The organism is Halomonas sp. SpR8 (genome assembly GCF_031010195.1).
GTDB lineage: Bacteria > Pseudomonadota > Gammaproteobacteria > Pseudomonadales > Halomonadaceae > Vreelandella.
In genome coordinates this window covers 137,824-160,102 of the sequence record NZ_JAUAMC010000005.1, presented here as the reverse complement: position 1 = coordinate 160,102, position 22,279 = coordinate 137,824, and the positions used below count along the sequence as shown (strand labels likewise).

Sequence of the window (22,279 nt, the reverse complement as noted above, 5' to 3'; positions counted from 1 at the left end):
TGTAGAAAATGCCGATGCCCTACTCTTCTTTGGGCGGCGTTTCTAGAGCGCGTTTGTCGTCGGGTACTCTGACCATGTGGCCGATTTCGAGTTTGCTGTAGTTTTTGTGGCGGTCGCCTTTTGCATCGATGATGGCGACGACTTCGCCAATGCTAACGGCGTCATCTTCCCGATAGGCTTCCACTTTCACACGCACCATGACGCCCTGGTAACGTGCGGAAATGATGTCGCCGGGGTCGGGGGCGTTGTGATCGGAGTCATTTTTAAAGTACTCGGCTACGCTGGCGCTACCTGGGTTATCCCATTCGATATGCTGGTGCATCGTCGTCTTCCTTGTCATATTGGATGTTACTTTAGTGTAGTGCGTTCAGCTGCTTACTTCCTCTGGGCTTTCGTCCACAGAGCTTTGTTCGACAGAACTCTCTTTTACCGGAATTTGTTCGACAGGCGTTTCTTCTTCAGCCGCGTCTTCCGCTGCTGCTAGGTTATCGGGCTGTCCTACGTACTGAAATAGGAAGTTCAGAGCGGCTGGTAGGCTGGCGCGCCACACTTGCCAGGTGTGGCCGCCGGGGTAGAGGTCTAGACGTACATCGTTGGGCTGAATGCGCTCCATGGCTTGGCGCATTATGCGGGCGTGAAATTCTGCATCGTAAACGTCGCTGCGCCCGGCACTGATATACAGCGGCACCGGGGAGATATCGGGCTCTTCTGTGGTGCCTCGGGGGGTGACTTGTAGGCGATACGCTTCTAAATATGCGGTGTAGTTCAGGGCCTCCCACAGCTCGCGATCGAACTGCCCCTGCTCATTGATAAAAGCCGGATGCCGCCAGGCGGAGGAGTTGCGCGGCGGAAGCGGGGCGTAGCTGGCGGGGCTTAGGGCGGCCACGGCGGCAAATAACTCCGGCCGCTCCAGAGCAAAGTTGAGCGCGCCGTAGCCGCCCGCTGAAAGCCCGGCTACGCCACGCAGGCTGCGCTCTTGGCCGACATGATAGGTCGCTTCTACATGGGGGATTAGATCGTTGAAAAACGCGCTGCGGGCGGGTTCATTGTGTCCATCGATCCACCAACTGCGGCTGCCGGGCATAATGTAAACCGCCGGTGGAATGTGGCCAGCGCGGATTAGTCTATCGGCCACCTGTTGCAAGTTGCCGCGGGAAACCCAGTCTCGGTCTGTCCCGAACGAGCCGTGCAACATATAAATCACTGGGTACGCGTCTGTCGCCTGAGCGTCATAATTGTCGGGTAAATAAACGCTATAGGGGTAATCGTAGCCTAGCGTCGGTGAAAAAAACTGATGGTGTTTGACCTCGCTGGCTAAACTATGGCCACTGAGCGTTAGCCATCCAATAAACGCGGTGAGCAGAGCGTGAAATCGGTATGAGAAGCGTGGCAGCTTATTGGTGAACACATGTCCTCCGGGAATTAATACTGCTTAATGAGGTCGGACAGCGCAACGGCATAAGTTGTTCATCTTACAAGAGTTGAGGTGGTTGCGGCGGGAGGCCTAATGCGGAAAGTTGAAGAGATCTATTGGTTCCGTGCGTACGGCTGTATAGCCGTTTTTTTGTTTCATTTGTTAGATCATGTCAATCAACGCCTCGATAACGTCGCGACCGACCTAATGCGGATTCCACTGGTATTGGGTACGCCGATCTTCCTGTTTATTTCGGTTTTTGTGTTTGCCGTTCGTTACGATAAATCGGTGCCTGACGGGTTTCTTGCCCAGCGGGTGAAGTATGTGATGGTGCCGTACTTCGTTTATGGGTTTATTTATTCGACGGCTGAATGGGTCAGCCAGCGAGCCTCGGATGAGCCGGTGGGGTTTGTTGCCAATGCCATCGAGTATTACGTTTACGCGGGCTGGCACGGCTACTTCTTGATTATTGCGATGCAGTTTTATGTGGCGTATTGGTTATTTACCCGCTTTCAGTTGTGGCGGCTGAACCCGGTGCCGTGGCTGTGGGGCGCCTGCGTGATCAGCATGGCGTATTGGGGGCTTGCTTACTGGTTCGATGTTGACTTGCCAGGCTACCTGCTGTGGATCGCGCCGCTGGGATGGATCTACGTATTTTTCTTGGCATTAGTGCTGGTGCGTTACTACCCGCTAGCCCCCGAAAGCGTGTTAGCTCAGCGGCCCAATTGGATGCAGCAGATGGCCCACCCGGCATGGCTGGCGCTGTTGGTGGCGCTGATAATAGCGGCTACCTTTGCAGGTTGGCTGGAGTTCTCTTCGAAAGAAGTGTGGGTGATTCCTCTCTTTGTGCTGTTCACGCTTTGCGCTATGCGTTATTTGGCTGGTCGACCTGCGCCTAAGTGGGTGCGCCACATCAATGCGTATTCGTTTGGCATCTACTTGGCTCACCCGATGTTCTTTGTGCTTGCCGATCTGGCAGTTGATCCCTTGTCATTGCCCATCGGGGTCTACGCATTGGTATTAATAACCGTGGGCCTGGTGGGGTCGATTATTCTAAACAGGCTGGCAAACACCTCCACGCTTGGGGCGGTGCTATTTGGTAAACGGCTTAAAGTTAGTTAAGCGGGAGATGAGACGACCAAATCGGTGATTAAGGGATAACCGTTATTGCGGTGGCGCGTAAGTCGTACTGGGTGCGCCAAGCAGTGCAGCGTTGTCTGATGTATTGACTTGGCTAAGCAAGGAACCGCTGTAATTTTTTAGGCGGGTGGGGCAGGCGTGCAAGCGCTTTAAGAAGTCGTTAATCGCACTCTCGCTGTCTAATTCAGGATCAAAACCCCCTAAACTCTCGAACCAGGCCCGCCTAACGGCAATATAAGGCGGCAGTAGCAGCGCGCTTGCCAGTATGCGGCGCAGGATGCGCTCGGAGAATGAGGGCTGAGCAATGCCAATAATCAACGCATCCAGCGTATGGGCATCCAACTGTGGGTAAAGTGAACCCCAAAGGCTGGCAGGCAGTGGCTGTTTTTGTAGCGCGATAACTAGCCACTCCGCTTGGCATGAAAGCGCCGCTTTATTAAGACGCGCGCCTAACGGCAGCTTGGGTGTGATCAAGCAGTGGGTATAGTAGCGCTGCTCGATAGAGCTCAAACGCGCATGGTTATGTGAGCCTGTTACCACAATCGGTAGTAAGTGATCGGCAACACCAGATTTGCGTATGGATCTTAAATGCCGTGGCAACATCGCACCTGTCACCATGGCATCAACGATAAAGCAGACCGAGCCCATTTATCGACCCCAATTGTAAGCGCATCTATCGAAATGTAATTTATTGTAGTATTGGGGTTATTTGGGTAGCAAGTAAAAGTTTGCGAGCCAAATGACAGCGCTCAATATAATTAATGCACTATATTGGTGCTCATCCAGTCTTTTTTGACCTTATTTGGTGCGAATGGCTCTTTTAAAGTGGCCAAAAAGTCAATACCGCGTTCTTATGCGTCATCAAGAGGCACTGATCGCCATTTTTTAATAGTTATAAAACAATTGGTTGTTGCTTTTCTATACCATATTGGTGCAGTTTTGGCATGATATGTGCTTTGACTAGATAGAATGTTTTATAACGGCTAGCGGATCGTAGGCAGAAGCCTTGTGGCGTGCTAAAACAATAGCCGGTTTAAAATGCTCGCTGAGCGATTTGTTTACCCATGTCAGGCAAACGCTGAGCGAATAAGAATGACACACGTGCGGTTTTGCACGTATTTTGTCGAACAACACTTTTATCGTTAACTTTTTGTCGTTAGCTTTAAGCCACGCTCATACCGGAGGACACTATGTCAGCCAAGACTCTCGCGCTAATCGAAGAACACGATGTTAAATGGGTAGACCTGCGTTTTACCGACACCCGCGGTAAAGAGCAGCACGTTACCGTACCTGCCCGCGATGTGGACGAAGAATTTTTCGAGAATGGCCAAATGTTCGATGGCTCTTCTATTGAAGGTTGGAAGGGTATTAACGAATCTGACATGATTCTGCGCCCGGAAGATGGCACGGGTTACCTTGATCCCTTCACCGAAGACGCCACGCTGGTGCTACGCTGCGACATCATCGAGCCGGCCACCATGCAAGGCTATGATCGTGACCCGCGCTCCATCGCTAAGCGTGCAGAAGCTTACCTGCAGTCTACTGGCCTGGGCGACACCGCCTTCTTCGGTCCTGAGCCTGAGTTCTTTATCTTTGACGAAGTGCATTGGAAGTCTGATATTCAAGGCTCCATGTACAAGATCACTTCTGACGAAGGCGCTTGGGCAACCGATAGCCAAGTAGAAGGCGGCAACCTGGGTCACCGTCCGCGCGTAAAAGGCGGCTACTTCCCGGTTCCTCCGGTGGATAGCTTCCACGATATCCGTGGTGCCATGTGTAACACCTTGGAAGCGATTGGTCAGACCGTGGAAGTTCACCACCACGAAGTTTCCAACGCAGGTCAGAACGAAATCGGTGTGAAATTCAACACGCTGGTGAAGAAAGCTGACGAAGTGCAGGAAATGAAGTACGTGATCCACAACGTGGCCCACGCGTACGGCAAAACCGCTACCTTTATGCCGAAGCCGCTGGTCGGTGACAACGGTTCGGGTATGCACGTACACCAGTCGTTCTGGAAAGGCGGTGAGAACCAGTTCGCCGGTGACGAGTATGCGGGCCTGTCCGAAATGGCGCTGTTCTACATCGGCGGTATCATCAAGCACGCCCGTGCTCTGAATGCCTTTACCAACGCCTCTACCAACTCGTACAAGCGTCTGGTGCCTGGCTTTGAAGCGCCGGTTATGCTGGCTTACAGTGCGCGTAACCGCTCTGCATCCATCCGTATTCCGTACACCGCTAGCCCGAAAGGCAAGCGTGTAGAAGCGCGCTTCCCTGATCCGACCGCCAACCCCTACCTAGCCTTCTCAGCTATGTTGATGGCGGGTATCGACGGCATCAAAAACAAGATTCATCCTGGCGATGCCATGGACAAAAACCTGTACGACCTGCCGCCGGAAGAGGGCAAGTTAGTACCGACCGTGGCGCATAGCCTGGATCAAGCACTGGAAGCCCTCGATGCTGACCGTACGTTCTTGACCGAAGGTGGCGTGTTCACCGACGAAATGATCGATGCCTACATCGAACTCAAAATGGAAGAAGTGGAGCGTATTCGCATGACCACGCATCCGATTGAGTTTGATATGTACTACAGCTGCTAAGATCACCCTTGCGGTGCGAATAGCGAAACCCCGCCTCGGCGGGGTTTTTTGTTTTGCGGGTGATCATCGGGATGAACAAGGCAGTGAGGAGCACTATGGGCAAAGCGACCACGCTAGCCGCAAGTGGCGTAATGGCTGTTGTGCTGGGCGCTTGGCTTACGGGCAGTGCGGCAACTGCATTCGCGCAGACGGTTTATCGGATTGCCGACGAGCATGGCAACGTCACCTTTACCGATAACCCAGGAAGTGGCGGTGAGGCGCTGGAATTGGCGCCCTTGCCGGGCTTGCCGCCTGCGTTGAGAGCCGCAACTCGCCAAGCGGCTAGCTCATCAGTTACGTCAGCAGTGACGCCGGCGGCTGAGCGACGCGGCAAACCGGGGCAGCCCTTTATGCCTTATGATCACTTTTCGATTGCGTTGCCCCACCAGGGCGCACGTCTGGAAGAGGGTATGACCGCCGTGGAAATGGCGATTGCGCCACCCCTACGCGATGACCATCAGGTAAGGCTGTTAGTGAATGGCGAAATAAGTCAGACAGCGTTGCACAGCGATGTTTTCTGGTTAACCGGGCTAGCAGCGGGGCGGCACGAGCTTCAAGCAGAGCTAGTGGATAGCAGCCAACGATTGCAGCACCGAACGCCAGCGGTGACCATTAATGTTTATTAAGAACGATTCATTAAGAACGGTTGATTAAATCTGCAATGCACTAAAATGGTGCGCATACTATAGCTGTGGGCGCTGTGAGTGCGCTAAAACGATTCACTCTCTTACGTTGTTATGCTCGCAAGCCGTGCAAATAGGCATTAAGGGTCAATTGGCGCGCTTTTTGCAGTTCCCTCAGTGATCATCCACCTGTAGGTCGGTAACGGCGATGGAAGACGCGATTTCTCAGGACACCACTATGCATCAGCGCTTGCTTGAACATCTCACCACGGCGGTCTTACTGCTCGACGGCGAATTGCGGGTGCGTTGGATGAACCCAGCTGCTGAGGCCTTATTAGCGGTCAGCCTTACCCGTGTACACGGGATTAGTTTGGATACGTTACTCGGTGGTGATGAAAGCATTGACGATGTATTGGCCAAGGCGCGCGATGCGTTCCACCCATACACCCAACGTGAAGCGCGCATTACACCGATGAACAGCGAGCAGCTCACGGTGGATTACACCGTTACGCCGTTATCGGACGATGAGTTGCTGTTAGAAGTGGAGCCGCGGGATCGGTTGATGCAAATCTCCCGGGAAGAGGCACTAACCACACGCCAAGAGACCATCAAGGTGCTCGCCCGTGGGCTGGCGCATGAGGTGAAGAACCCCCTTGGCGGTATTCGCGGTGCGGCGCAGCTATTAGAGCGCGACTTAGATGACCCGGCGTTGCGCGAATATACCCATATTATTGTTGAAGAGGTGGACAGGCTGCGCGATCTGGTCGACTCCATGCTTGGCCCTAACCGTATTCTGAAACACGAGCCGGTCAATATTCACAAAGTGCTCGAGCGCGTGCGGGCACTGCTGATTGCCGAGCACCCCCGCGTGACGATCAGCCGTGATTACGACCCCAGTCTGCCCGACCTTTCCGGCGATGAATCGCAAATGATTCAGGCGGTGCTCAATGTGGCGCGTAACGCCGTCCAGGCTATGAGTGATGCGCAAACCTCAGCGCCTACGCTAATACTGCGTACCCGCGCCCGCCGCCAATTTACGCTCGGTGCTGAGCGCCACCGTCTAGTCAGTGAAGTCGCGGTTATCGATAACGGCCCCGGCATTCCCGATGCGCTGCAGGAAACGCTTTTTTACCCGATGGTGTCAGGGCGCGCGGAAGGCAGCGGCCTGGGGCTATCCATTGCCCAGTCGATTTTGCACCAACATCAAGGGTTGATCGAATGCGACTCACGAGCCGGACACACCGAATTTCGTTTACTGATTCCAATGATTATTAATTTCACCGGAGAAGCGTCATGACAGAGGCTGCACGTAATGATGTGGCGCGGGTGGTCATTGTCGATGATGACCGTGCTATCCGCTGGGTACTGGAGCGCGCCTTAGCGCAACCTGATCTTGACGTTGAGTGCATTGAGCGCGCCGATGTCGCCCTGTCACGGTTGCTGGAAACCCCTCCAGATGTGCTGGTCACCGATATTCGTATGCCCGGCATCGACGGGCTGGATTTAATGGCCAGAGTGCGCGAGGCGCATCCTGACCTGCCCGTGATTGTAATGACGGCGCACTCTGACTTAGACAGCGCCGTAGCCTCGTATCAGGGGGGCGCCTTTGAGTATCTGCCCAAACCGTTTGATGTTGATGAGGCGCTGGCGTTAGTTCGCCGTGCCGTGGCTCACGCCCGAGAGCGCCAGCGCCCGGTCGCTGTGCCAGAAGGCCTAAATGCCGAAATTATCGGTGAAGCGCCCGCCATGCAGGAGGTGTTTCGTGCCATTGGACGCCTTTCTCACTCTCACATTACGGTATTGATTAACGGTGAGTCGGGAACCGGTAAGGAGCGTGTAGCCCAGGCGCTTCACCAACATAGCCCGCGGGAGGGCAAGCCGTTTATTGCGCTGAACATGGCGGCGATTCCCCGTGACTTGATTGAGTCGGAGCTATTTGGTCATGAGAAGGGGGCGTTTACGGGGGCGGCCCAGCAGCGCCAAGGGCGCTTTGAGCAGGCTAACGGCGGCACGCTGTTTTTAGACGAAATAGGCGATATGCCAGCGGAAACCCAAACGCGGCTACTGCGTGTGCTCGCCGATGGTGAGTTCTATCGTGTTGGTGGGCATACGCCGGTCAAAGTGGACGTGCGTATCATCGCCGCAACCCACCAAAATCTGGAAGTGTTGGTGGACGACGGCCGCTTCCGTGAGGATCTGTTCCACCGTTTGAACGTGATCCGTATTCATCTGCCCAAGCTCGCCGAGCGGCGCGAAGATATCCCTCGTTTGACGCGGCACTTCTTAGCCGAAGCGGCGAAAGAGCTGACCACCGATATTAAGGTGTTGACCAGCGAAGCAGAAGCTCATCTAACGCGTTTGCCGTGGCCCGGTAACGTCCGGCAGTTAGAGAATATCTGCCGTTGGCTGACCGTCATGGCCTCCGGGCGCGAAATCCTGGTTGAGGATCTGCCACCTGAACTGCGCTCGCCCAGTGCGTCAGAAAGCAGTGCCCACGGCGATTGGCGCACGGCGTTTCGCGACTGGGCCGACCACGCGCTGGCTGAAGGCCATACCCATTTGCTGGAAGAGGCGGTGCCCGATTTCGAGCGAATTTTGATTGAGACCGCGCTGAAACATACCGGCGGACGAAAGGGTGAAGCGGCCGAGCTGCTTGGTTGGGGGCGTAATACGCTCACCCGGAAACTAAAAACGCTGCTACCGGCACTCGCCGACGAGTAGCGGCCTATTGGTTCGCTTCGATACGTTGAATCTGCGCCAGCAGCGCCTCTGCCTCTTCGGTAAGCGTTGCATTGGCACGCATATCGCCATTGCGTGACGCCTCCATTGCGGCTTGAAGCTTACGTTCATACTCTTGCTGAAGCTTCTTTTTGGGGTCGCGCTTAAACATATCTAACATGAGTCATCTCCTGGCTATCTAGGAATCTATTTCAGTGCTTCATGTACACTATTTGTATAGGTTTTGATTGCTCATGTCGAATGTTCGTTTCAGCTAGAGCCCACTGGGTCGCTTTTAGGGTTGGCACTGCACTGCCGTAAAAACCGCTCAAAATCGATCAGAATAGTATCCAGGCTGGCGTGTAGGCGGTGGTCGTCGTCTACCATTCGCAGCGAAAGCCTCTGTAGGCGGGCATGTTCAATCACGGGACCAGGGGCAACAACATCATCCCGCCAGCCGTGAATAATGTGAGTATGGCGTGCCTGAATGGTGGGCGATGTTTCAGGGTAGTCGGCTAAACCCAGCGCAGGGGCGAGCAAAAAACAGCCCAGCACCGGCTGCTGAGCGCTTACCGCTGCGCTTAGCCATCCGCCTAAGCTTGAGCCTGCCAATACGCATCGGGCTGGGTTATCGCCACGCTCGCCCAACACCTTTAATAAATGCAAAAGCCGCTGTCGAGGCTCAGCCATGCCGCGGTAATCCATTACCACGGGTTCGCAATCATCGAGCTCTTCAGCAACGCCTTTTAGGGCTTGGGTTTTCAATGCCCCTGGCCCGCTCTCTAGGCCGTGGGATAGATAAACAGTCATCATGATGTTTAATCCGCTGAGCGTTGGATAGCTTGGCCACCCTGCTCAATGTCTTCGCCTGCGCCACGAATGGTATTGCATCCGTTTAACAGTAGTAGAGTGGTGACGATGAGTATGCCAAGGGCAACAGCACGTTTCATAGAGGCCTCCTTGAAGGTAATGGGATTAAAGCTGGGACTACACCAAACCTGTAAGTAGCAAAAATAATCCCTAGCTGAGCACTTCGCTAGGTTTTTCGTGTGCTTATGTCGCATGTGTCAGTTCTATACATCAACAAAGACGGCAGAAAGAGGGAGTTAAGAGTTTCTTTTTTATTTTAAGTTCTTGTTTTTAATTATAATTATTGTCTTTTGGCACGCTTTGGCTCAACCCCTGCAACTACTAATCAGTTGCTTAGATGTTCAGCTGTTTAGATTTAGCCGTTTAGATAATTGTCAGCAGTAACGAATTCAGCAGTAACTAAGTGAGTGGGCTGACAGGCAGAAGGAAGGCAGGGAGCCAAGTTGATAACAGGACGTTAAAGGAAAATCGGCCCACTCACTGGTTACAGCGCAGGGATGCGCTGTTCATCAAGCCATGGAGTGGAACGATGCGAAATAACCATCTCGTGAAAATGAGGTGGTTTTTTTGCGTGGATGAATTATTATAAGTGATTGATATATATCTGTTGTTTGCATCGCCATTTTATTTGCATAGCTGTTGTACAGATAAAGACTGTGTTTTGGTCTATCCTGTACTGGAAATCACAATGCAGCGGTCATAAAACGTAAACGTAACGACCGCACACTATCAGGGACAAGATTATGGCGATGGCATTGATGTTATGCATGTTTGTTTTGTTCTTAGGGTTTTCAGGCGTAGGGGTGTATATGATGTTCAAGACATCGTTCATGGCAAGGCTGGATGAATTTGATGATCTGCCACCTGATATTTAGTATTAGTTAGCCTAAAAATAAGCTACTGATTGCGTCAAAAATGCCCGCTTAGCGGGCGTTTTTGTGTTTGGGTGAATTATAAAAAAGCGTTTTAGCCCATCCAGTAAAGGCTCATCAAGGCAAAAGCGTAGCCCATTGCTGCCCCTGCCAGTACGTCGCTAATGTAGTGCAGCCCTAAACCTACGCGTGAGATCGCTATCAGTAGCGCTAATGGCAACACCATGGGTAGCAACCAAGGCGTATGGGCCGCCACTAGCACGCTAAACATCACCGCATGCATGGTGTGGCCGCTGGGAAAACTGTAACGATCTCGCGCTGGTTCGCAGCACTGAATGCCCTCACTGTAAGTGATAAAAGGTCGCTCGCGGCACAGGCGCGTTTTTACCAGTCGATAAACGGAGACGGCAAACAGGGCGATGACGCTGTATTGCATCATCCGCCAAGCGCCATTTGGCTGCAGCCACGGCTGGGCGAGAATAAGCAGCACCCAGACCGGCCAATCACCTAAGCGGCTGGCTGCTTGCAACGTGAGGCGCCAGGGGCGGTAGAGCGAAAGCCGCGAGATGCGCTGGCAGAACTGCCACTCCAGCAGATCAAGACGGTCGAATACGACAAGCGGACGCGGGCGCATGATGAGCCTCCTGGGCGTGGTGTAAATAACGCAAAAATTGCTCGGCAATACCAGCCCAGCTCTGTTCAAGCGCTCGCAAGCGCGCAACTCGACCTAAGCGAGCGTAGTCAGCCGGGTGTTGGCATAGCGCTACCGCTGCCTGTTGAAAAGCAGCGCTATTGCCAGCAGGTACCGTAATGCCGTTGTGGCCGCTATTAACCAGTTCAGCGCTGGCAGCGTGATCGTAGGCCACTACGGCTAAGCCGCTGGCCATGGCTTCTGCCACCACATTGCCCCAGGTTTCTGAAAGCGAGGGGAAAATAAATAGATCGGCGCTGGCATAGTGGCGAGCAAGGGCCTCTTGGCCCACAAAGCCGGTGAAGTGCGCATCGGGAAGTACCTTCTGCAACTGCGCCCGTGCGGGGCCATCGCCCACAATCACAAGCGCGATATCGGGACGCACTTCACGCATGGCTTGGAAACTTTCGTGCAGCAAGGTGAGGTTTTTCTCAGCCGCCAATCGGCCAACGTAAAGCGCGACCGGCTGATGCTCGCTAACGCCCCAGCGCTGGCGTAACTGAGGATCGCGATGTGCAGGAGAGAAGCGCTCACCATCCAACCCGCGTGACAGCACGTTAACGTCCCGAATACCCTGATGCCGAAGCACTTTCGCCTGTTGATGGGTAGGCACCAGCGTCAAGGCACAGCCGTTATGAAAGTAGCGTAAGTAGCGTCGAGTCGCCGACGCTAGCCACCTGACGCCATAGTCTTTGCAGTAGTGGTCAAAGTTGGTGTGCCAGCCTGCAACCAAGGGAATATTGAGCCGTCGCGCCGCTTGGCGTGCCGCCCATCCCAATGGCCCTTGGGTCGCCAAATAGATCACATCAGGTCGGTATTGACGCCAAAAGTGTCGCAGGGTCGCAGGCGTTACCAAGCCGACTTGCACATCGGTATAGCCGGGTAAGGCTAGGCGTTGCACCTGTAGCTCGTGGTTAATACGAGTGGCGTTACCCGCCACCCGCGGGCGAGGGCGAATGACATCGACCGGCACTCCCTGCCGGCCCAGTTCATAGCTTAACCGGCTCAGCGTATGGGCAACGCCATTGATGTCCGGTGACCATGTTTCACTAACGATGCAGAGCCGCATGAGCGATTCATCCCTTTATCACGTTTCCGTACAGTGTGCGTGGGGCGAATGACACTGCCGAGTCAAACAGGTGAATAAGTGATGACACGTTTAAATAAATAGGCTAAGAGATAACGTGCTACAGCTACCTATTTCGATATCAGTTCAATGTTAAATTTAGATGGCAATTTTATTTAAAATGCCCATGAAAAATAAGTTCCCTAAAAAATAAAATTTTAAAGTAAATGAAATATAACTCCTTTAAGGTTTGCTGCGTTGAGGCGTTATTCGTCCTTCATTGTGCCTTCGCAAAGCGCAAGCATTTATTCTTTTAATCCAGTGCTTCAATGGGAACGAACATGTTTAAAAAAACGACACTCGCTCTGGCCGTTAGTGGTCTTTTAGCAGCCTCTGCAGCACAAGCCGCCACTGTTTATGATCAAGATGGTACCGACCTGGAAATTTATGGCCGTATCGCCATGGGGTTTGAAGGCGGCGGTGTTGATGACGGTGTTGATAACGGCGAAGAGTTCCGTAATTTCGGCTCGCGTCTGCGGATTACCGCCGGCCATCAGATCTCCTCTGACCTGCGTGCATTCGCCCGGGTAGAGTGGCGCTTTACGGGTGATGAGCGTAATACATCTTCTGGATTCGATGAGGTGCGTAATAGCTACCTGGGTCTGGAAAGCCAGCAGTTCGGTACCTTTATGGCCGGTAATTACAACAGCTTTTATGACAACTACGTGATGACGCCGTTCGATGTCTACGTAGAGCGCGGCTATGAGTTTGCTGGTGGTGGTCTTCAGGCACGCGGCGATTCGATTGGCTATAAAACGCCTAAAATGAGTGGTTTTCAGGCGGTTATTTCTGCCAAGCACTTCTCTGAGCGTGGTTTAACTGAAGCCGAGCAGACTGCCGAAGGATCCGTTATCGCTACTCAGGGTGGTGTTGTCTACGAAACAGGCCCAGCTCGTTTAGCGCTTGGCTATGTGGAAGATACGGTACGCGGTGGCGGTAACGGTGAAGTGCGTTATGGCGCTACGGGTGAGTTTGCTATTACAGATGCTTTCGCTGCTCGTGTAGGTTATGAAACCCGCGGTGATGACGATGTTAACGGTGGCGGTTTCGATAAAATCGGCGTTGGTGCTACGTACGCTATCGATTCCTGGAAGTTCTTCGCCGATTACTACAACATCGACGTAGATGGCGCTAGCGATGAGCGTAACGCTTGGGCGTTAGGATCAATGTACAAACTGACTAGCAATTTCGATATGTTCCTCGAACTGAATGATCGTAATCTGGATGCTGTTAATGACTTCGAAGAAGATATGTACTACGCCTTAGGCGCTCGCTATCATTTCTAATTGATAAAGTGATGTTAGCGGTAGTGTTGCATTAGTTTTTTGTATTAGCTTTTTGTATTAGTTCTTTAGCGTTTAGTTAGCTCGCATGTTTCGATCTTTACCGGTGTGGATGATTCCACACCGGCTTTTGGTGTTTAGTGAAGGTGATATTTCACCATGGAGACGAAAAGCCGCTGGTAGGCTATCTTTACTGCTAAGGTGTCTGAACACTGTTATGAAAGGAGTCATTTAAATGCGTTTTCACCGCTATGGCATGGCGCTAGGGACAGCGTTATTCGTCACCGTTCCTCCCGCCTTGGCTGATAACTACACCCTGACGCTGTTTCACACCAATGATTTACACGGACGCACCGATCAGTATCCCCATTTGATCACCACGCTGAATGAGGCGCGGGAGACCTATGGCGAAGGATTATTGCTGGAAGCGGGCGATATCTTTTCCGGCACGCTCTACTTCAATGAGTTTCAGGGCCAGGATGCGTTGGAATTTATGAACTTAATGGGCTATGACGCCTTCGTGCCAGGCAACCATGAGTTTGATTTGGGTGACCCGGAAGAGGGGCATCAGGCGTTAGCAGCGTTTTTTGCAGGCGCGGAGTTTCCTATCTTAGGTGCCAATCTGGATTTTTCGGCGGGCACGGAGTTTGCCGACATGCTGGGAGAGTCGATTAGTGCAGATCCAAAAGTGGGTAAGCTTTATGACGGCATTATTGTTGAGCATAAAGGCGAGCAGATCGGCATCTTCGGCTTGAGCACTCAGGATAGCGAGACAATCTCCAGCCCTGGCCAAGTCACCATTAGCGATTATCGTCAGGCGGCAGAAGCGATGGTGGCCAATTTTAAGGCGCAGGGCGTTAACAAGATTATTGCCCTTACCCACCTTAGTTACGACAGCGACCCCAGCATCGGCAATGATCTGCTGCTGGCGGAGTACGTCGAAGGCATCGATATCATTATTGGCGGCCATAGTCATAGCCAAGTCACGCCGCCAACGCTGCACACCGAAAGCCGTTCAGGCGAGGTGCTAACGCCCACAGTGATTGGCCAGGCAGGCGAGTACGGGCAATTCCTGGGCGTGATGCAGGTGAGCTTCGATGAAGACGGCGTGGTGGTGGATGCCAGCGGCGAACTGCTGGCTGTCGATGATCGCAAGGCGGATCCTGACGCGGCTGAGCGCCTTGAACCTTACACTGCTGAGATTGAAGCACTACGGGATACCCAGGTCGGTGCCAAGGTGATTGCCGCACTGCCGAACCCTCGCCATGGCAACGGCGATGAGAGAAGCGTCCGCGCCAATGAAACCGCGCTGGGTAATCTAATTACCGATGCGCAGCTGCAAGCAGCACAGCAAGTGGCGCCCGACACCGTGATGGCCATTCAGAACAGCGGTGGCATTCGTGAAGCGATTGATACCGGCGAGGTCTCTGTGGGCGATTTGATCGCAGTACAGCCGTTTGGCAATCGCCTAACGCTGCTCGACGTCACCGGCGCCGAACTGCTGGAAACCTTTGAAATTGCCCTGACCAATGCACCCGATGAGAACGGCGGTTTTCTGCAGGTGTCAGCAGGCGTTGAGCTGGTGTACGACAGCGGCGAGCCACCAGGTGAGCGGGTGATCAGCCTCAACATTGCCCGGGAAGGCGCGATGCAGGCGGTTGACCCAGAGCGTACTTATACCATCGCCACCAATAACTTCACTGCCGCTGGTGGCGACAGCCATACGGTACTCGGAGAAGCCTACGCTGATGGCCGTAACACTATCGTCGGCAATACGGATTGGGAAATGCTGCGCGACTATATGGTAGAGAGGAAAGAAGTCTTCTACCAGGTTGAAGGGCGGATTGCGGATGTAGCTCAAGAGGCTGTAGTTCGAGAGGACGTAGCTCAAGAGAATGTAGCCCAAGAGGATGTGGCCCAGGACGATTCGGAGTAGTTTTCTGGGCCACTTACTTAATGCTTACTCGTTGATGATGCTTGCAAAGCCTCCATAAATGAGACGCTTACCATCAAATGGCATCGGGTTAACATCCATCTGTAGGCGAGGATCCTGCATGACGTTGGGCATGGCTTCATCGCGCACGGCGCGGGATGGCCACTCTATCCAGGAAAAAATAACCGTCTCGTCATCCTTGCGCTTAACCGCCATGGGGAAGGAGGTCACTTCTCCTTCGGGCACATCGTCGCCCCAGCACTCCACCACGCGGAGCGCTCCGTGCTCCTTGAACACAACGGCCGCGGCACGGGCATGTTCAATAAACTCTGCTTTATTAGCGGTGGGTACGGCCGCGACAAAACCATCGACATAGGGGTAGGCGTTATTATTCATGATTGTTCTCCTATTTCTGTTTGGGGTGCTGCTTTAGGGGGGAGTTCTCGAACAGGGCGAACTTCAATGCTGCCCAGCCGGGCCGGTGGGATGCGGCTAGCCAGCTGCAGCGCCTCATTCAAGTCGTGGGCTTCAAGCAGATAAAAGCCCGCCAGTTGCTCTTTGGTTTCGGCGAAGGGGCCATCCGAGATTAGCGTCTCACCATCGCGCACGCGCACGGTGGTCGCTGTCTCCGTCGGTTGTAACGGCTGCCCGGCCAGGTAGTGGCCGCTGGCGCTCAGGCGCTCGACCCCGGCGATGCACTCCTGATTGAGGTCGTGCCACGCCTGTTCGCTCATGGCATTGATGATTTGCTCTTGGTAATACACTAACGCAACGTACTTCATGGGGAGTCTCCTTCTGTGGCCAAGGGGCAGTTGTCTGACGGAACGTTTACCATCCAGCCGACGCCAAAACGATCTATCGTCATGCCGAACCCTGGCGACCAGAAGGTCGCTTCGAACGACATGACAATCTTTCCACCCTCTGCTAGCTGAGCAAAGGTTCGTGCTGCCTGCTCGATATCCTGATACTCCAATTGAATCTCTACCCCTTGAGGTGGTGTATAGCAGTCAACCGCCATATCGGCACCCATCAAGCGGCGTCCACGCAGGTTTAGCGAGGCATGGATGATGCGGTCATGAAGGGCGGGCGGCATGTGTTCAGCGGCGGGTGTTTCAGCGTAAGTCAGTAGGCATTCCAACTGGCCACCAGTGACGTCGGCATAAAACTGCATGGCTTCACGGCAAGTGCCGGGAAAGGCAACATGCACGTTCATAGCATCCGGCACACGAGCAAGGTTACGGTGCTGCTCAATTCCGGCACCGGGCTCAAAGTCCTCCAGCGAAAAGTAGCGCCGTAGCTCAAGGGTCACGTTGCCATCGGCATCCTGGGTGGGCCACTGCTGGGCCCACTCAATGGCCACCTGTAGGGAAGGGGCTTCCAGAACGCTGTAACCGGCAATACGCTCACTGGCTGGCGACAACGGCCCGGGGATGATGGTGGGTTCACCGTTTTCGAAACGGATCAGACACCCGTCGCTGGTTGGATGTAAGCCATCGCCGCTCAAAAACACGCCTGCCTCGGTCATGCGCTGGTTATAAGCGGCCATGTCGGCAAGCATTTCCTGGGACGGCATAGCGCCATTCTCGGTGTTGGCATCAGCACGGCGTATCAACATAAATTTCATTGAGAGTCTCCTGGTTGGTCAGGGTAGTGACTCTCTGTAGTCGTTTGGCAGCGTCTTGAATCGACACAGTCTAAGCATTTTTTTATGAAACATTTTCGAGTTCTGCCAACCGCCTGTTCAGAAAGCGTTTTTCTGGTTCCAGGGTGGCCAATTGCAGCGCTTGGTGATAAGCACTGCGCGCGGCTTCATGCTGGCCTTGGCGACGTAGCAAATCCGCTTTAGCGGCATAAAATAGATGATAGCGGGATAGTTGTGGGTGATGGGCGATGTCGTCGAGTAGCTTCAGGCCGGTATCGGGTGCACCACTCATGGCAATGGCGACCGCACGGTTTAGCGCCAGGATCGGCGATGGAAAACGTTGGCAGAGAGCATCGTAGAGCCTGACGATACGTCCCCAATCGGTCTGCTCTGCGCGGCTAGCCTGGGCGTGTACGGCGGCAATCGACGCCTGAAGGGTGTAGTACCCGGCTGGAGTGAGCGCCAGCGCTTTTTCCAACCACGCTATACCGGCGTGGATATCTTCCTGACGCCATAGGCGTCTGTCTTGCGCATCCAGGGTGACCAGCTCACCGTCGCTATCCTGGCGTGCATCCCGACGGGCATCATTAAGCAGCATCAAAGCCATCAGCCCAAATACTTCCCCCAGGGGCAGTAGTCGTGCCAGCTCATTGCCCAGCCGCATGGCCTCTTGGGTTAGGCTGATATCGACTACGCTGGCGCCCGTGCTGCGTGAGTAACCTTCATTGAAGACCAGATAGACCACCTGGAGTACATCCGGCAAGCGTTCGGGCAGCTCTTCCTGGTTAGGCACGGCATAAGGGATATGCGCATCGCGAATTTTGCGTTTGGCGCGCACGATCCGCTGTGCCAGCGTGGTAGGTTTCAACAGCAGGGCGCTGGCTACCTGCTCAGTGGTCAAGCCGCACATCTCGCGAAGCGTCAGGGCTATCCGCGCTTCCATACTCAAGCTTGGGTGGCAGCAGGTGAACAGCAGCCGCAAAGCGTCGTCTTCGATAGTGGTGGGTTCAAGATCCAGCGCCTCTGCTGTAGGTGGCAGCTCTGTGGGTAACAGTAAGTGAGCTCGACGGCGTGCAGTACTGCGCCGACGAATCTGGTCGATCCCGCAGTGGTAGCCGGTGCGAATTAGCCATGCCGTGGGGTTGTTAGGCTCGCCGTTAACAGGCCACTGCTGAACCGCTGCCACAAAGGCATCCTGCAGGGCTTCTTCGGCAAGCTCAAAATCCCCCAGCAGGCGTATCAACGTCGCCTGCACGCGCCGGGAGTGATCGCGATAAAGAGTGTCGAGTAAAGGGGGGGTAATACTCATGGTAGAAGGCCCATTTGCACCCATAAGACGGGTATACAGTAGAGAGGAGTAACGTTAACTTTCTCAAACGTAGTCCATGGCGCCTTCACCTACGTATTAATTTATACCTTATACGCTTCTCGTGACGCTGTTAAAAGGATGTAGCGCCTCTAGGGTAACTTAGAGCTACAAGTGTCGGTTAGGAGGGGTAATATAAGAATTCTCTGAATTATGAGAAATATTACCACTGAAATAGATAGTACTGACTAGAATTGACTGCAATGCGTTGACGTGGTAAATGATATACATTGCTATGTAGCAGGGCGTTTGACATGGATCTCGCGAAAATCGGTGATGAGGTGGCTTGCAGCTGTAAAGGGGGGCCTCATCGTATTGTTACTGGCGCCTCGACGGCTAAAGTCGATGGTATCCCCATCGCAAGGGTCGGTGACAATAGTTCTTGTGGTGCCACTATTATCGCTGGTGTAGCTTGGTATGTCATTGAGGGCTCGCCAGCCGCTATACATGGCAGTGCCACTTCCTGCGGAGGGCAGATACTTACAGGCTCTAGTACCGAGGTTGGTTCGCCTACTGCGTCAGCAGCCAATTTACTCAGCGAGCTTCCTAAGCGCTTTAATGAGCGCTTTCGCCTTATCAATGCAGTTGGAGAGCCCGTAGCTGGTATGGAGTATCTAATTGTAAGAGATAACGGTGAGCAGATTAGTGGTGTTAGTGATGCCCAAGGTCTTACACGTCTGGTGTCCGATCATGATAAATCCGAAAAACTTCAGGTTTACATTAAAGAGAACCGGCCCATATGAGCGAAGTGACAACCTTCCCTGAAAAAGACGGTTATACGCATCTGGGTGATTTTTTCTCCACTCCAAGCAGCAGTCTTGAGCCGCAAAATGTCGAAATACCTGCACAGAAGTATCGCGAGTTCTCCGAGCCTTACTTAAAAGTTCGGCCTGATTACATTTTGGCAGAAGGGGTAGGTGTTCACGCTTCTTATAATCTTCGAGGCCATATAGCGGTAAGCGGTAATACATTAAATGTTAGTGCTATGGGTCGAACTGCTGCCAGCAGAATAGGCTCAGTAAATTGGTTCGTTTCGGCTAAAATTCTTGATGGGGTGTTAGATATTGCTACCCAGAATCTGGGTTGGGAAGGAGTTTCAGCATGGCCTAATGACGACTTCACCCCCATTGGTCATGCTAGCTTTACGTTACCCATGCCACCTCGTCGCCTGACGCTTCAACTTGTTGGCGGCTATTTCTTTTCCAATGGGCCAGGCAATCTAGCGTCAGGTACAACAGATATCAGTTTCGATATCGAGGTTGAGCCACTGTGAAGAAAGCCCTACTTATAACGATGATCACGTTATCGCTTATGGCTTGTTCCCTGGCCAACGGTGAAGCACCTGCGGAATATCTGGAGCGTGCAAGTACAGCACTCACTGATGCACGGGGCGATAAGCGACAACTAGAAGATGTGCTCATGGTTTATAAAGAAGGCCTGGAGCAGCACCCTAATAATTCTGAATTGCTCAGTAGTCGTGCTCAGCTCCTTACAAGCCTTGGCCGATATGAGGAAGCCAAGCTTGATTTGGATGAACTCCATACTGGAGAATTAAACAAAGAGGAAATGCTTCTGCGATGTATGCTGATTGAGCGTCTGGATGGAGTCACAGACGAAGCTAGGGCCTGTTATGGAGAAGTGGAAAGTGCTTATGCTCGAGAGGCGAATAACCAACCAGACGCGAACTATATTCTTGCAGCGCATCTAGCTGAATCCCCTCAGTCTGATTCACTATTATTAGAATGGCAGACTAGCAATGATCCTATGAAGGATTCAGTGCTGGATGGAATGTTGGAATTGGAAAGAGATGTCCTCATTCAGCAGTTTTTGCCTTAAGTGTTATTTAGCTATTAGTATTTTTAAACGCTTCATCTATGCCTCTCGAGTATATGTGTGAGGGGAGCAACTACTATTAATTATTATGGCAAACGTAGTTTATCGCTCCCCTTGTAGCTGATGTTGTTATTTTCTCTAGATGCTCTCAACCTCCTGTACGTTTCCCCGTGGCGCTATTAAAAGGATGCAAAGCATCGCGGGTTACGTAGAAGCGCAGGGTTTCGCCTTCGGCGACCAGCGGTTGCCCTGATACGCGAATAACTGTGGGCTGGTCGCTATCGGCGAGGTTCACATAAAGGTGGCTTTCGGCCCCGGCGGCTTCAAACAGCGCCAGCGTGGAGTCGACGGTTAAGTGAGGCGCTTCGGGCGGCGCTAAGTGCATATCATCCGGGCGAATGCCGACGGTATCGGTGCCGTCGGGCAGGTTGTCCAGCAGGCCGTTGGCGCCTGGTGTTTTCAAGTAGTCCACCGGCAGCATGTTCATGGCGGGGGAGCCGATAAACCCGGCGACAAACATGGTCGCGGGGCGGGCGTAGATCTCCATCGGCGTGCCTACTTGCTCGATCTGCCCGGCGTTGAGCACGACCAAGCGATCGCCCAGGGTCATGGCTTCCAGCTGGTCGTGGGTCACATACAGGCTGGTGGTTTTCAAACGCCGCTGGAGCTGCTTGATCTCCACGCGCATCTGCACGCGCAGTTTGGCATCCAGGTTGGAAAGCGGCTCGTCGAACAGAAACGCTGCCGGGTCGCGCACCAGGGCGCGGCCCATGGCGACGCGCTGACGCTGACCGCCGGAGAGCTTGCGCGGTTTGCGCTCTAGGAACTCCTCGATCTCGAGCATTTTGGCAGCGACTTGAACGCGCTGATCAATCTCGTCTTTTTTAAAGCCGCGGTTTTTCAGGCCATAGGCGAGGTTGTTGTACACCGTCATATGCGGGTAAAGCGCGTAGTTCTGGAACACCATGGCGATATCGCGTTCGGCGGGTTCGAGCTTGTTCACCACCCGTTCGCCGATTTTGAGCGTCCCTTCGGTGATGGTTTCCAGCCCCGCCACCATGCGCAGCAGGGTGGATTTGCCACAGCCGGAAGGCCCGACCAGCACCACAAACTCGCCATCTTCAATCTGCAAGTCGATGCCTTTGACGGCGTGAACATCGCCGCTATAGGTTTTCTTTAGCCCTTCCAAGGTAATGCTGGCCATGCTATTTCTCCGTCTCGGTCAGGCCTTTCACAAATAGGCGTTGCATAAACAGAATCACTAATACCGGCGGCAGCGCTGCCATCACCACTGCCGCCATGACGAGTTGCCACTGGGGGTTCTCTTCCGAGGTCATGCGCTGGATACCCATCACGATGGTGTAATAGTCAGGGTCGGTGGTGATAATCAGCGGCCAGAGGTACTGGTTCCAGCCGTAGATAAACATGATCACAAACAGCGCGGCGATATTAGTCACCGACAGCGGCATTAGGATGTCTTTAAAAAACTTCAGCGGCCCCGCGCCATCGACACGGGCGGCTTCAAGCATCTCTTCGGGAATGGTCATAAAGAACTGGCGGAACAGGAACGTCGCAGTGGCCGAGGCGATCAGCGGAATCGACAGCCCGGCAAAGCTATTGAGCATATTGAGATCCGCCACCACCTGGAACGTCGGGATAATGCGCACTTCCACCGGCAGCATCAAGGTGACGAAGATGATCCAGAAAAAGAACATCCGAAAGCGGAAACGGAAGTAGACGATGGCAAAGGCGGACAGCAGCGAAATAGACAGCTTACCCACGGTGATCGCCATGGCCATGATAAAACTGTTCCACAGCATCAGGGCGGCGGGCGGTGCACCGGCATTAGAGACGCCGGATTGCCACATGCGCGTGTAGTTTTCGATCCCGTGGCCGCCGGGCAGCAGCGGCAGCGTGCCCTGCAGTAAACCCGACAGGGAGTGGGTCGAGGCGACAATCGCGACATACACCGGAAAAGCCACCAGCGCGACGCCAGAGAGCAAAACAATATGGGCTATCAGGTTAGCCCAAGGGCGGTTTTCAACCATTAACGTTCTCCCAAAGGCCAGGGCCTGTTGACGTTTCATCGCGAACCGCGTTGCCCCACAAATCGCGCCAGACAAGGCGCAAAA

The 22,279-nt window shown here is 53.5% G+C and carries 24 protein-coding genes; 10 read left to right on the top strand and 14 right to left on the bottom strand.

Going from position 1 to position 22,279, the window contains the following annotated elements:
* Positions 1-19: 19 nt before the first annotated feature.
* Together QT230_RS11785 and QT230_RS11780 are read right to left on the bottom strand one after the other, a co-directional pair.
* The gene (locus tag QT230_RS11785) at positions 20-322 is read right to left on the bottom strand and encodes a hypothetical protein (protein ID WP_308321992.1); all 303 of its coding nucleotides are present in this window, start codon (positions 320-322) and stop codon (positions 20-22) included.
* A 45-nt stretch (positions 323-367) separates the two neighbouring features.
* Positions 368-1,408 carry an alpha/beta hydrolase-fold protein gene (locus QT230_RS11780; protein ID WP_308321991.1) on the bottom strand — a complete coding sequence of 347 codons (1,041 nt, stop codon included), beginning with the start codon at positions 1,406-1,408 and terminating at the stop codon, positions 368-370.
* Positions 1,409-1,507: 99 nt separating this feature from the next.
* Between QT230_RS11780 and QT230_RS11775 the strand changes: the two genes are divergently transcribed.
* Positions 1,508-2,536: an acyltransferase family protein gene (locus QT230_RS11775; protein ID WP_308321990.1), complete on the top strand. Its 1,029-nt coding sequence runs from the start codon at positions 1,508-1,510 to the stop codon at positions 2,534-2,536.
* 42 nt (positions 2,537-2,578) lie between these two features.
* Here QT230_RS11775 and QT230_RS11770 read toward each other — a convergent pair whose 3' ends face one another.
* Positions 2,579-3,202 carry a glycosyltransferase family A protein gene (locus QT230_RS11770; RefSeq protein ID WP_308321989.1) on the bottom strand — a complete coding sequence of 208 codons (624 nt, stop codon included), beginning with the start codon at positions 3,200-3,202 and terminating at the stop codon, positions 2,579-2,581.
* 542 nt (positions 3,203-3,744) lie between these two features.
* Here QT230_RS11770 and glnA point away from each other — a divergent pair.
* The 4 genes from glnA (at position 3,745) to ntrC (ending at position 8,534) form a co-directional block, all read left to right on the top strand.
* On the top strand, positions 3,745-5,151 hold the full coding sequence (glnA, locus tag QT230_RS11765) for a glutamate--ammonia ligase (RefSeq protein WP_308321987.1): 1,407 nt from the start codon (positions 3,745-3,747) through the stop codon (positions 5,149-5,151).
* A gap of 95 nt (positions 5,152-5,246) precedes the next feature.
* Positions 5,247-5,816 carry a DUF4124 domain-containing protein gene (locus QT230_RS11760; RefSeq protein ID WP_308321986.1) on the top strand — a complete coding sequence of 190 codons (570 nt, stop codon included), beginning with the start codon at positions 5,247-5,249 and terminating at the stop codon, positions 5,814-5,816.
* A 235-nt stretch (positions 5,817-6,051) separates the two neighbouring features.
* A complete protein-coding gene (gene glnL, locus QT230_RS11755; RefSeq protein WP_308321985.1) occupies positions 6,052-7,110 on the top strand; it encodes a nitrogen regulation protein NR(II) in 1,059 nt (352 codons plus the stop codon).
* On the top strand, positions 7,107-8,534 hold the full coding sequence (gene ntrC / locus QT230_RS11750; RefSeq protein WP_308321984.1) for a nitrogen regulation protein NR(I): 1,428 nt from the start codon (positions 7,107-7,109) through the stop codon (positions 8,532-8,534). The genes glnL and ntrC overlap by 4 nt, the downstream gene beginning before the upstream one ends.
* Before the next feature lie 4 nt (positions 8,535-8,538).
* Here ntrC and QT230_RS11745 read toward each other — a convergent pair whose 3' ends face one another.
* From QT230_RS11745 to QT230_RS11725, 5 genes are all read right to left on the bottom strand, one after another.
* Positions 8,539-8,712, bottom strand: a complete 174-nt coding sequence (locus QT230_RS11745) for a DUF6435 family protein (protein ID WP_308321983.1) — start codon at positions 8,710-8,712, stop codon at positions 8,539-8,541.
* Between the two features lie 89 nt (positions 8,713-8,801).
* Positions 8,802-9,344: a YqiA/YcfP family alpha/beta fold hydrolase gene (locus QT230_RS11740; protein WP_308321982.1), complete on the bottom strand. Its 543-nt coding sequence runs from the start codon at positions 9,342-9,344 to the stop codon at positions 8,802-8,804.
* Positions 9,345-9,349: 5 nt separating this feature from the next.
* Entirely contained in the window at positions 9,350-9,481 is a 132-nt protein-coding gene (locus tag QT230_RS11735; RefSeq protein WP_308321981.1) for an entericidin A/B family lipoprotein, read from the bottom strand.
* An 886-nt stretch (positions 9,482-10,367) separates the two neighbouring features.
* Positions 10,368-10,907 carry a phosphatase PAP2 family protein gene (locus QT230_RS11730; RefSeq protein ID WP_308321980.1) on the bottom strand — a complete coding sequence of 180 codons (540 nt, stop codon included), beginning with the start codon at positions 10,905-10,907 and terminating at the stop codon, positions 10,368-10,370.
* Positions 10,870-12,033, bottom strand: coding sequence for a glycosyltransferase family 1 protein (locus tag QT230_RS11725; protein ID WP_308321979.1), 1,164 nt, complete (start codon positions 12,031-12,033; stop codon positions 10,870-10,872). Before QT230_RS11725 ends, QT230_RS11730 begins: the two co-directional genes overlap by 38 nt.
* A gap of 338 nt (positions 12,034-12,371) precedes the next feature.
* Between QT230_RS11725 and QT230_RS11720 the strand changes: the two genes are divergently transcribed.
* Positions 12,372-13,376, top strand: a complete 1,005-nt coding sequence (locus QT230_RS11720) for a porin (protein ID WP_308321978.1) — start codon at positions 12,372-12,374, stop codon at positions 13,374-13,376.
* Positions 13,377-13,608: 232 nt separating this feature from the next.
* Complete coding sequence (locus QT230_RS11715) at positions 13,609-15,309, top strand: 5'-nucleotidase C-terminal domain-containing protein (protein ID WP_308321977.1); 1,701 nt, start codon at positions 13,609-13,611, stop codon at positions 15,307-15,309.
* A gap of 24 nt (positions 15,310-15,333) precedes the next feature.
* Here the strand turns inward: QT230_RS11715 and QT230_RS11710 are convergent, their stop codons facing one another.
* From QT230_RS11710 to QT230_RS11695, 4 genes are all read right to left on the bottom strand, one after another.
* Entirely contained in the window at positions 15,334-15,702 is a 369-nt protein-coding gene (locus tag QT230_RS11710) for a DUF1428 domain-containing protein (protein WP_308321976.1), read from the bottom strand.
* Positions 15,699-16,088, bottom strand: coding sequence for a YciI family protein (locus QT230_RS11705; protein WP_308321975.1), 390 nt, complete (start codon positions 16,086-16,088; stop codon positions 15,699-15,701). The genes QT230_RS11710 and QT230_RS11705 overlap by 4 nt, the downstream gene beginning before the upstream one ends.
* A complete protein-coding gene (locus tag QT230_RS11700; protein WP_308321974.1) occupies positions 16,085-16,930 on the bottom strand; it encodes a YciI family protein in 846 nt (281 codons plus the stop codon). Before QT230_RS11700 ends, QT230_RS11705 begins: the two co-directional genes overlap by 4 nt.
* A gap of 82 nt (positions 16,931-17,012) precedes the next feature.
* On the bottom strand, positions 17,013-18,257 hold the full coding sequence (locus QT230_RS11695) for an RNA polymerase sigma factor (protein WP_308321972.1): 1,245 nt from the start codon (positions 18,255-18,257) through the stop codon (positions 17,013-17,015).
* A gap of 311 nt (positions 18,258-18,568) precedes the next feature.
* Between QT230_RS11695 and QT230_RS11690 the strand changes: the two genes are divergently transcribed.
* The 3 genes from QT230_RS11690 to QT230_RS11680 are packed head-to-tail and all read left to right on the top strand — an operon-like array spanning position 18,569 to position 20,150.
* Positions 18,569-19,057 carry a PAAR domain-containing protein gene (locus QT230_RS11690; protein ID WP_308321971.1) on the top strand — a complete coding sequence of 163 codons (489 nt, stop codon included), beginning with the start codon at positions 18,569-18,571 and terminating at the stop codon, positions 19,055-19,057.
* Entirely contained in the window at positions 19,054-19,587 is a 534-nt protein-coding gene (locus QT230_RS11685) for a hypothetical protein (protein ID WP_308321970.1), read from the top strand. Before QT230_RS11690 ends, QT230_RS11685 begins: the two co-directional genes overlap by 4 nt.
* On the top strand, positions 19,584-20,150 hold the full coding sequence (locus QT230_RS11680) for a tetratricopeptide repeat protein (RefSeq protein WP_308321969.1): 567 nt from the start codon (positions 19,584-19,586) through the stop codon (positions 20,148-20,150). The genes QT230_RS11685 and QT230_RS11680 overlap by 4 nt, the downstream gene beginning before the upstream one ends.
* 145 nt (positions 20,151-20,295) lie before the next feature.
* On the opposite strand, the gene QT230_RS11675 is transcribed toward QT230_RS11680, so the two are convergent.
* Both QT230_RS11675 and ugpE read right to left on the bottom strand, forming a co-directional pair.
* Entirely contained in the window at positions 20,296-21,351 is a 1,056-nt protein-coding gene (locus tag QT230_RS11675) for a sn-glycerol-3-phosphate import ATP-binding protein UgpC (RefSeq protein WP_308321968.1), read from the bottom strand.
* A 1-nt stretch (position 21,352) separates the two neighbouring features.
* On the bottom strand, positions 21,353-22,195 hold the full coding sequence (gene ugpE / locus QT230_RS11670; RefSeq protein WP_308322214.1) for a sn-glycerol-3-phosphate ABC transporter permease UgpE: 843 nt from the start codon (positions 22,193-22,195) through the stop codon (positions 21,353-21,355).
* Positions 22,196-22,279 lie beyond the last annotated feature (84 nt).

What these genes read in the sequence shown, in the direction of transcription:
- QT230_RS11690 (WP_308321971.1), top strand. Translation starts at nt 18,569, where the DNA reads ATGGATCTCGCGAAAATCGGTGATGAGGTGGCTTGCAGCTGTAAAGGG.
- QT230_RS11730 (WP_308321980.1), bottom strand. Translation starts at nt 10,907, where the DNA reads ATGCGCCCGCGTCCGCTTGTCGTATTCGACCGTCTTGATCTGCTGGAG.
- QT230_RS11745 (WP_308321983.1), bottom strand. Translation starts at nt 8,712, where the DNA reads ATGTTAGATATGTTTAAGCGCGACCCCAAAAAGAAGCTTCAGCAAGAG.
- QT230_RS11785 (WP_308321992.1), bottom strand. Translation starts at nt 322, where the DNA reads ATGCACCAGCATATCGAATGGGATAACCCAGGTAGCGCCAGCGTAGCC.
- QT230_RS11715 (WP_308321977.1), top strand. Translation starts at nt 13,609, where the DNA reads ATGCGTTTTCACCGCTATGGCATGGCGCTAGGGACAGCGTTATTCGTC.
- QT230_RS11695 (WP_308321972.1), bottom strand. Translation starts at nt 18,257, where the DNA reads ATGAGTATTACCCCCCCTTTACTCGACACTCTTTATCGCGATCACTCC.
- QT230_RS11735 (WP_308321981.1), bottom strand. Translation starts at nt 9,481, where the DNA reads ATGAAACGTGCTGTTGCCCTTGGCATACTCATCGTCACCACTCTACTA.
- QT230_RS11760 (WP_308321986.1), top strand. Translation starts at nt 5,247, where the DNA reads ATGGGCAAAGCGACCACGCTAGCCGCAAGTGGCGTAATGGCTGTTGTG.
- ntrC (WP_308321984.1), top strand. Translation starts at nt 7,107, where the DNA reads ATGACAGAGGCTGCACGTAATGATGTGGCGCGGGTGGTCATTGTCGAT.
- QT230_RS11740 (WP_308321982.1), bottom strand. Translation starts at nt 9,344, where the DNA reads ATGATGACTGTTTATCTATCCCACGGCCTAGAGAGCGGGCCAGGGGCA.
- QT230_RS11725 (WP_308321979.1), bottom strand. Translation starts at nt 12,033, where the DNA reads ATGCGGCTCTGCATCGTTAGTGAAACATGGTCACCGGACATCAATGGC.
- QT230_RS11675 (WP_308321968.1), bottom strand. Translation starts at nt 21,351, where the DNA reads ATGGCCAGCATTACCTTGGAAGGGCTAAAGAAAACCTATAGCGGCGAT.
- glnL (WP_308321985.1), top strand. Translation starts at nt 6,052, where the DNA reads ATGCATCAGCGCTTGCTTGAACATCTCACCACGGCGGTCTTACTGCTC.
- QT230_RS11710 (WP_308321976.1), bottom strand. Translation starts at nt 15,702, where the DNA reads ATGAATAATAACGCCTACCCCTATGTCGATGGTTTTGTCGCGGCCGTA.
- QT230_RS11775 (WP_308321990.1), top strand. Translation starts at nt 1,508, where the DNA reads ATGCGGAAAGTTGAAGAGATCTATTGGTTCCGTGCGTACGGCTGTATA.
- QT230_RS11700 (WP_308321974.1), bottom strand. Translation starts at nt 16,930, where the DNA reads ATGAAATTTATGTTGATACGCCGTGCTGATGCCAACACCGAGAATGGC.
- glnA (WP_308321987.1), top strand. Translation starts at nt 3,745, where the DNA reads ATGTCAGCCAAGACTCTCGCGCTAATCGAAGAACACGATGTTAAATGG.
- QT230_RS11685 (WP_308321970.1), top strand. Translation starts at nt 19,054, where the DNA reads ATGAGCGAAGTGACAACCTTCCCTGAAAAAGACGGTTATACGCATCTG.
- QT230_RS11770 (WP_308321989.1), bottom strand. Translation starts at nt 3,202, where the DNA reads ATGGGCTCGGTCTGCTTTATCGTTGATGCCATGGTGACAGGTGCGATG.
- QT230_RS11720 (WP_308321978.1), top strand. Translation starts at nt 12,372, where the DNA reads ATGTTTAAAAAAACGACACTCGCTCTGGCCGTTAGTGGTCTTTTAGCA.
- QT230_RS11705 (WP_308321975.1), bottom strand. Translation starts at nt 16,088, where the DNA reads ATGAAGTACGTTGCGTTAGTGTATTACCAAGAGCAAATCATCAATGCC.
- ugpE (WP_308322214.1), bottom strand. Translation starts at nt 22,195, where the DNA reads ATGGTTGAAAACCGCCCTTGGGCTAACCTGATAGCCCATATTGTTTTG.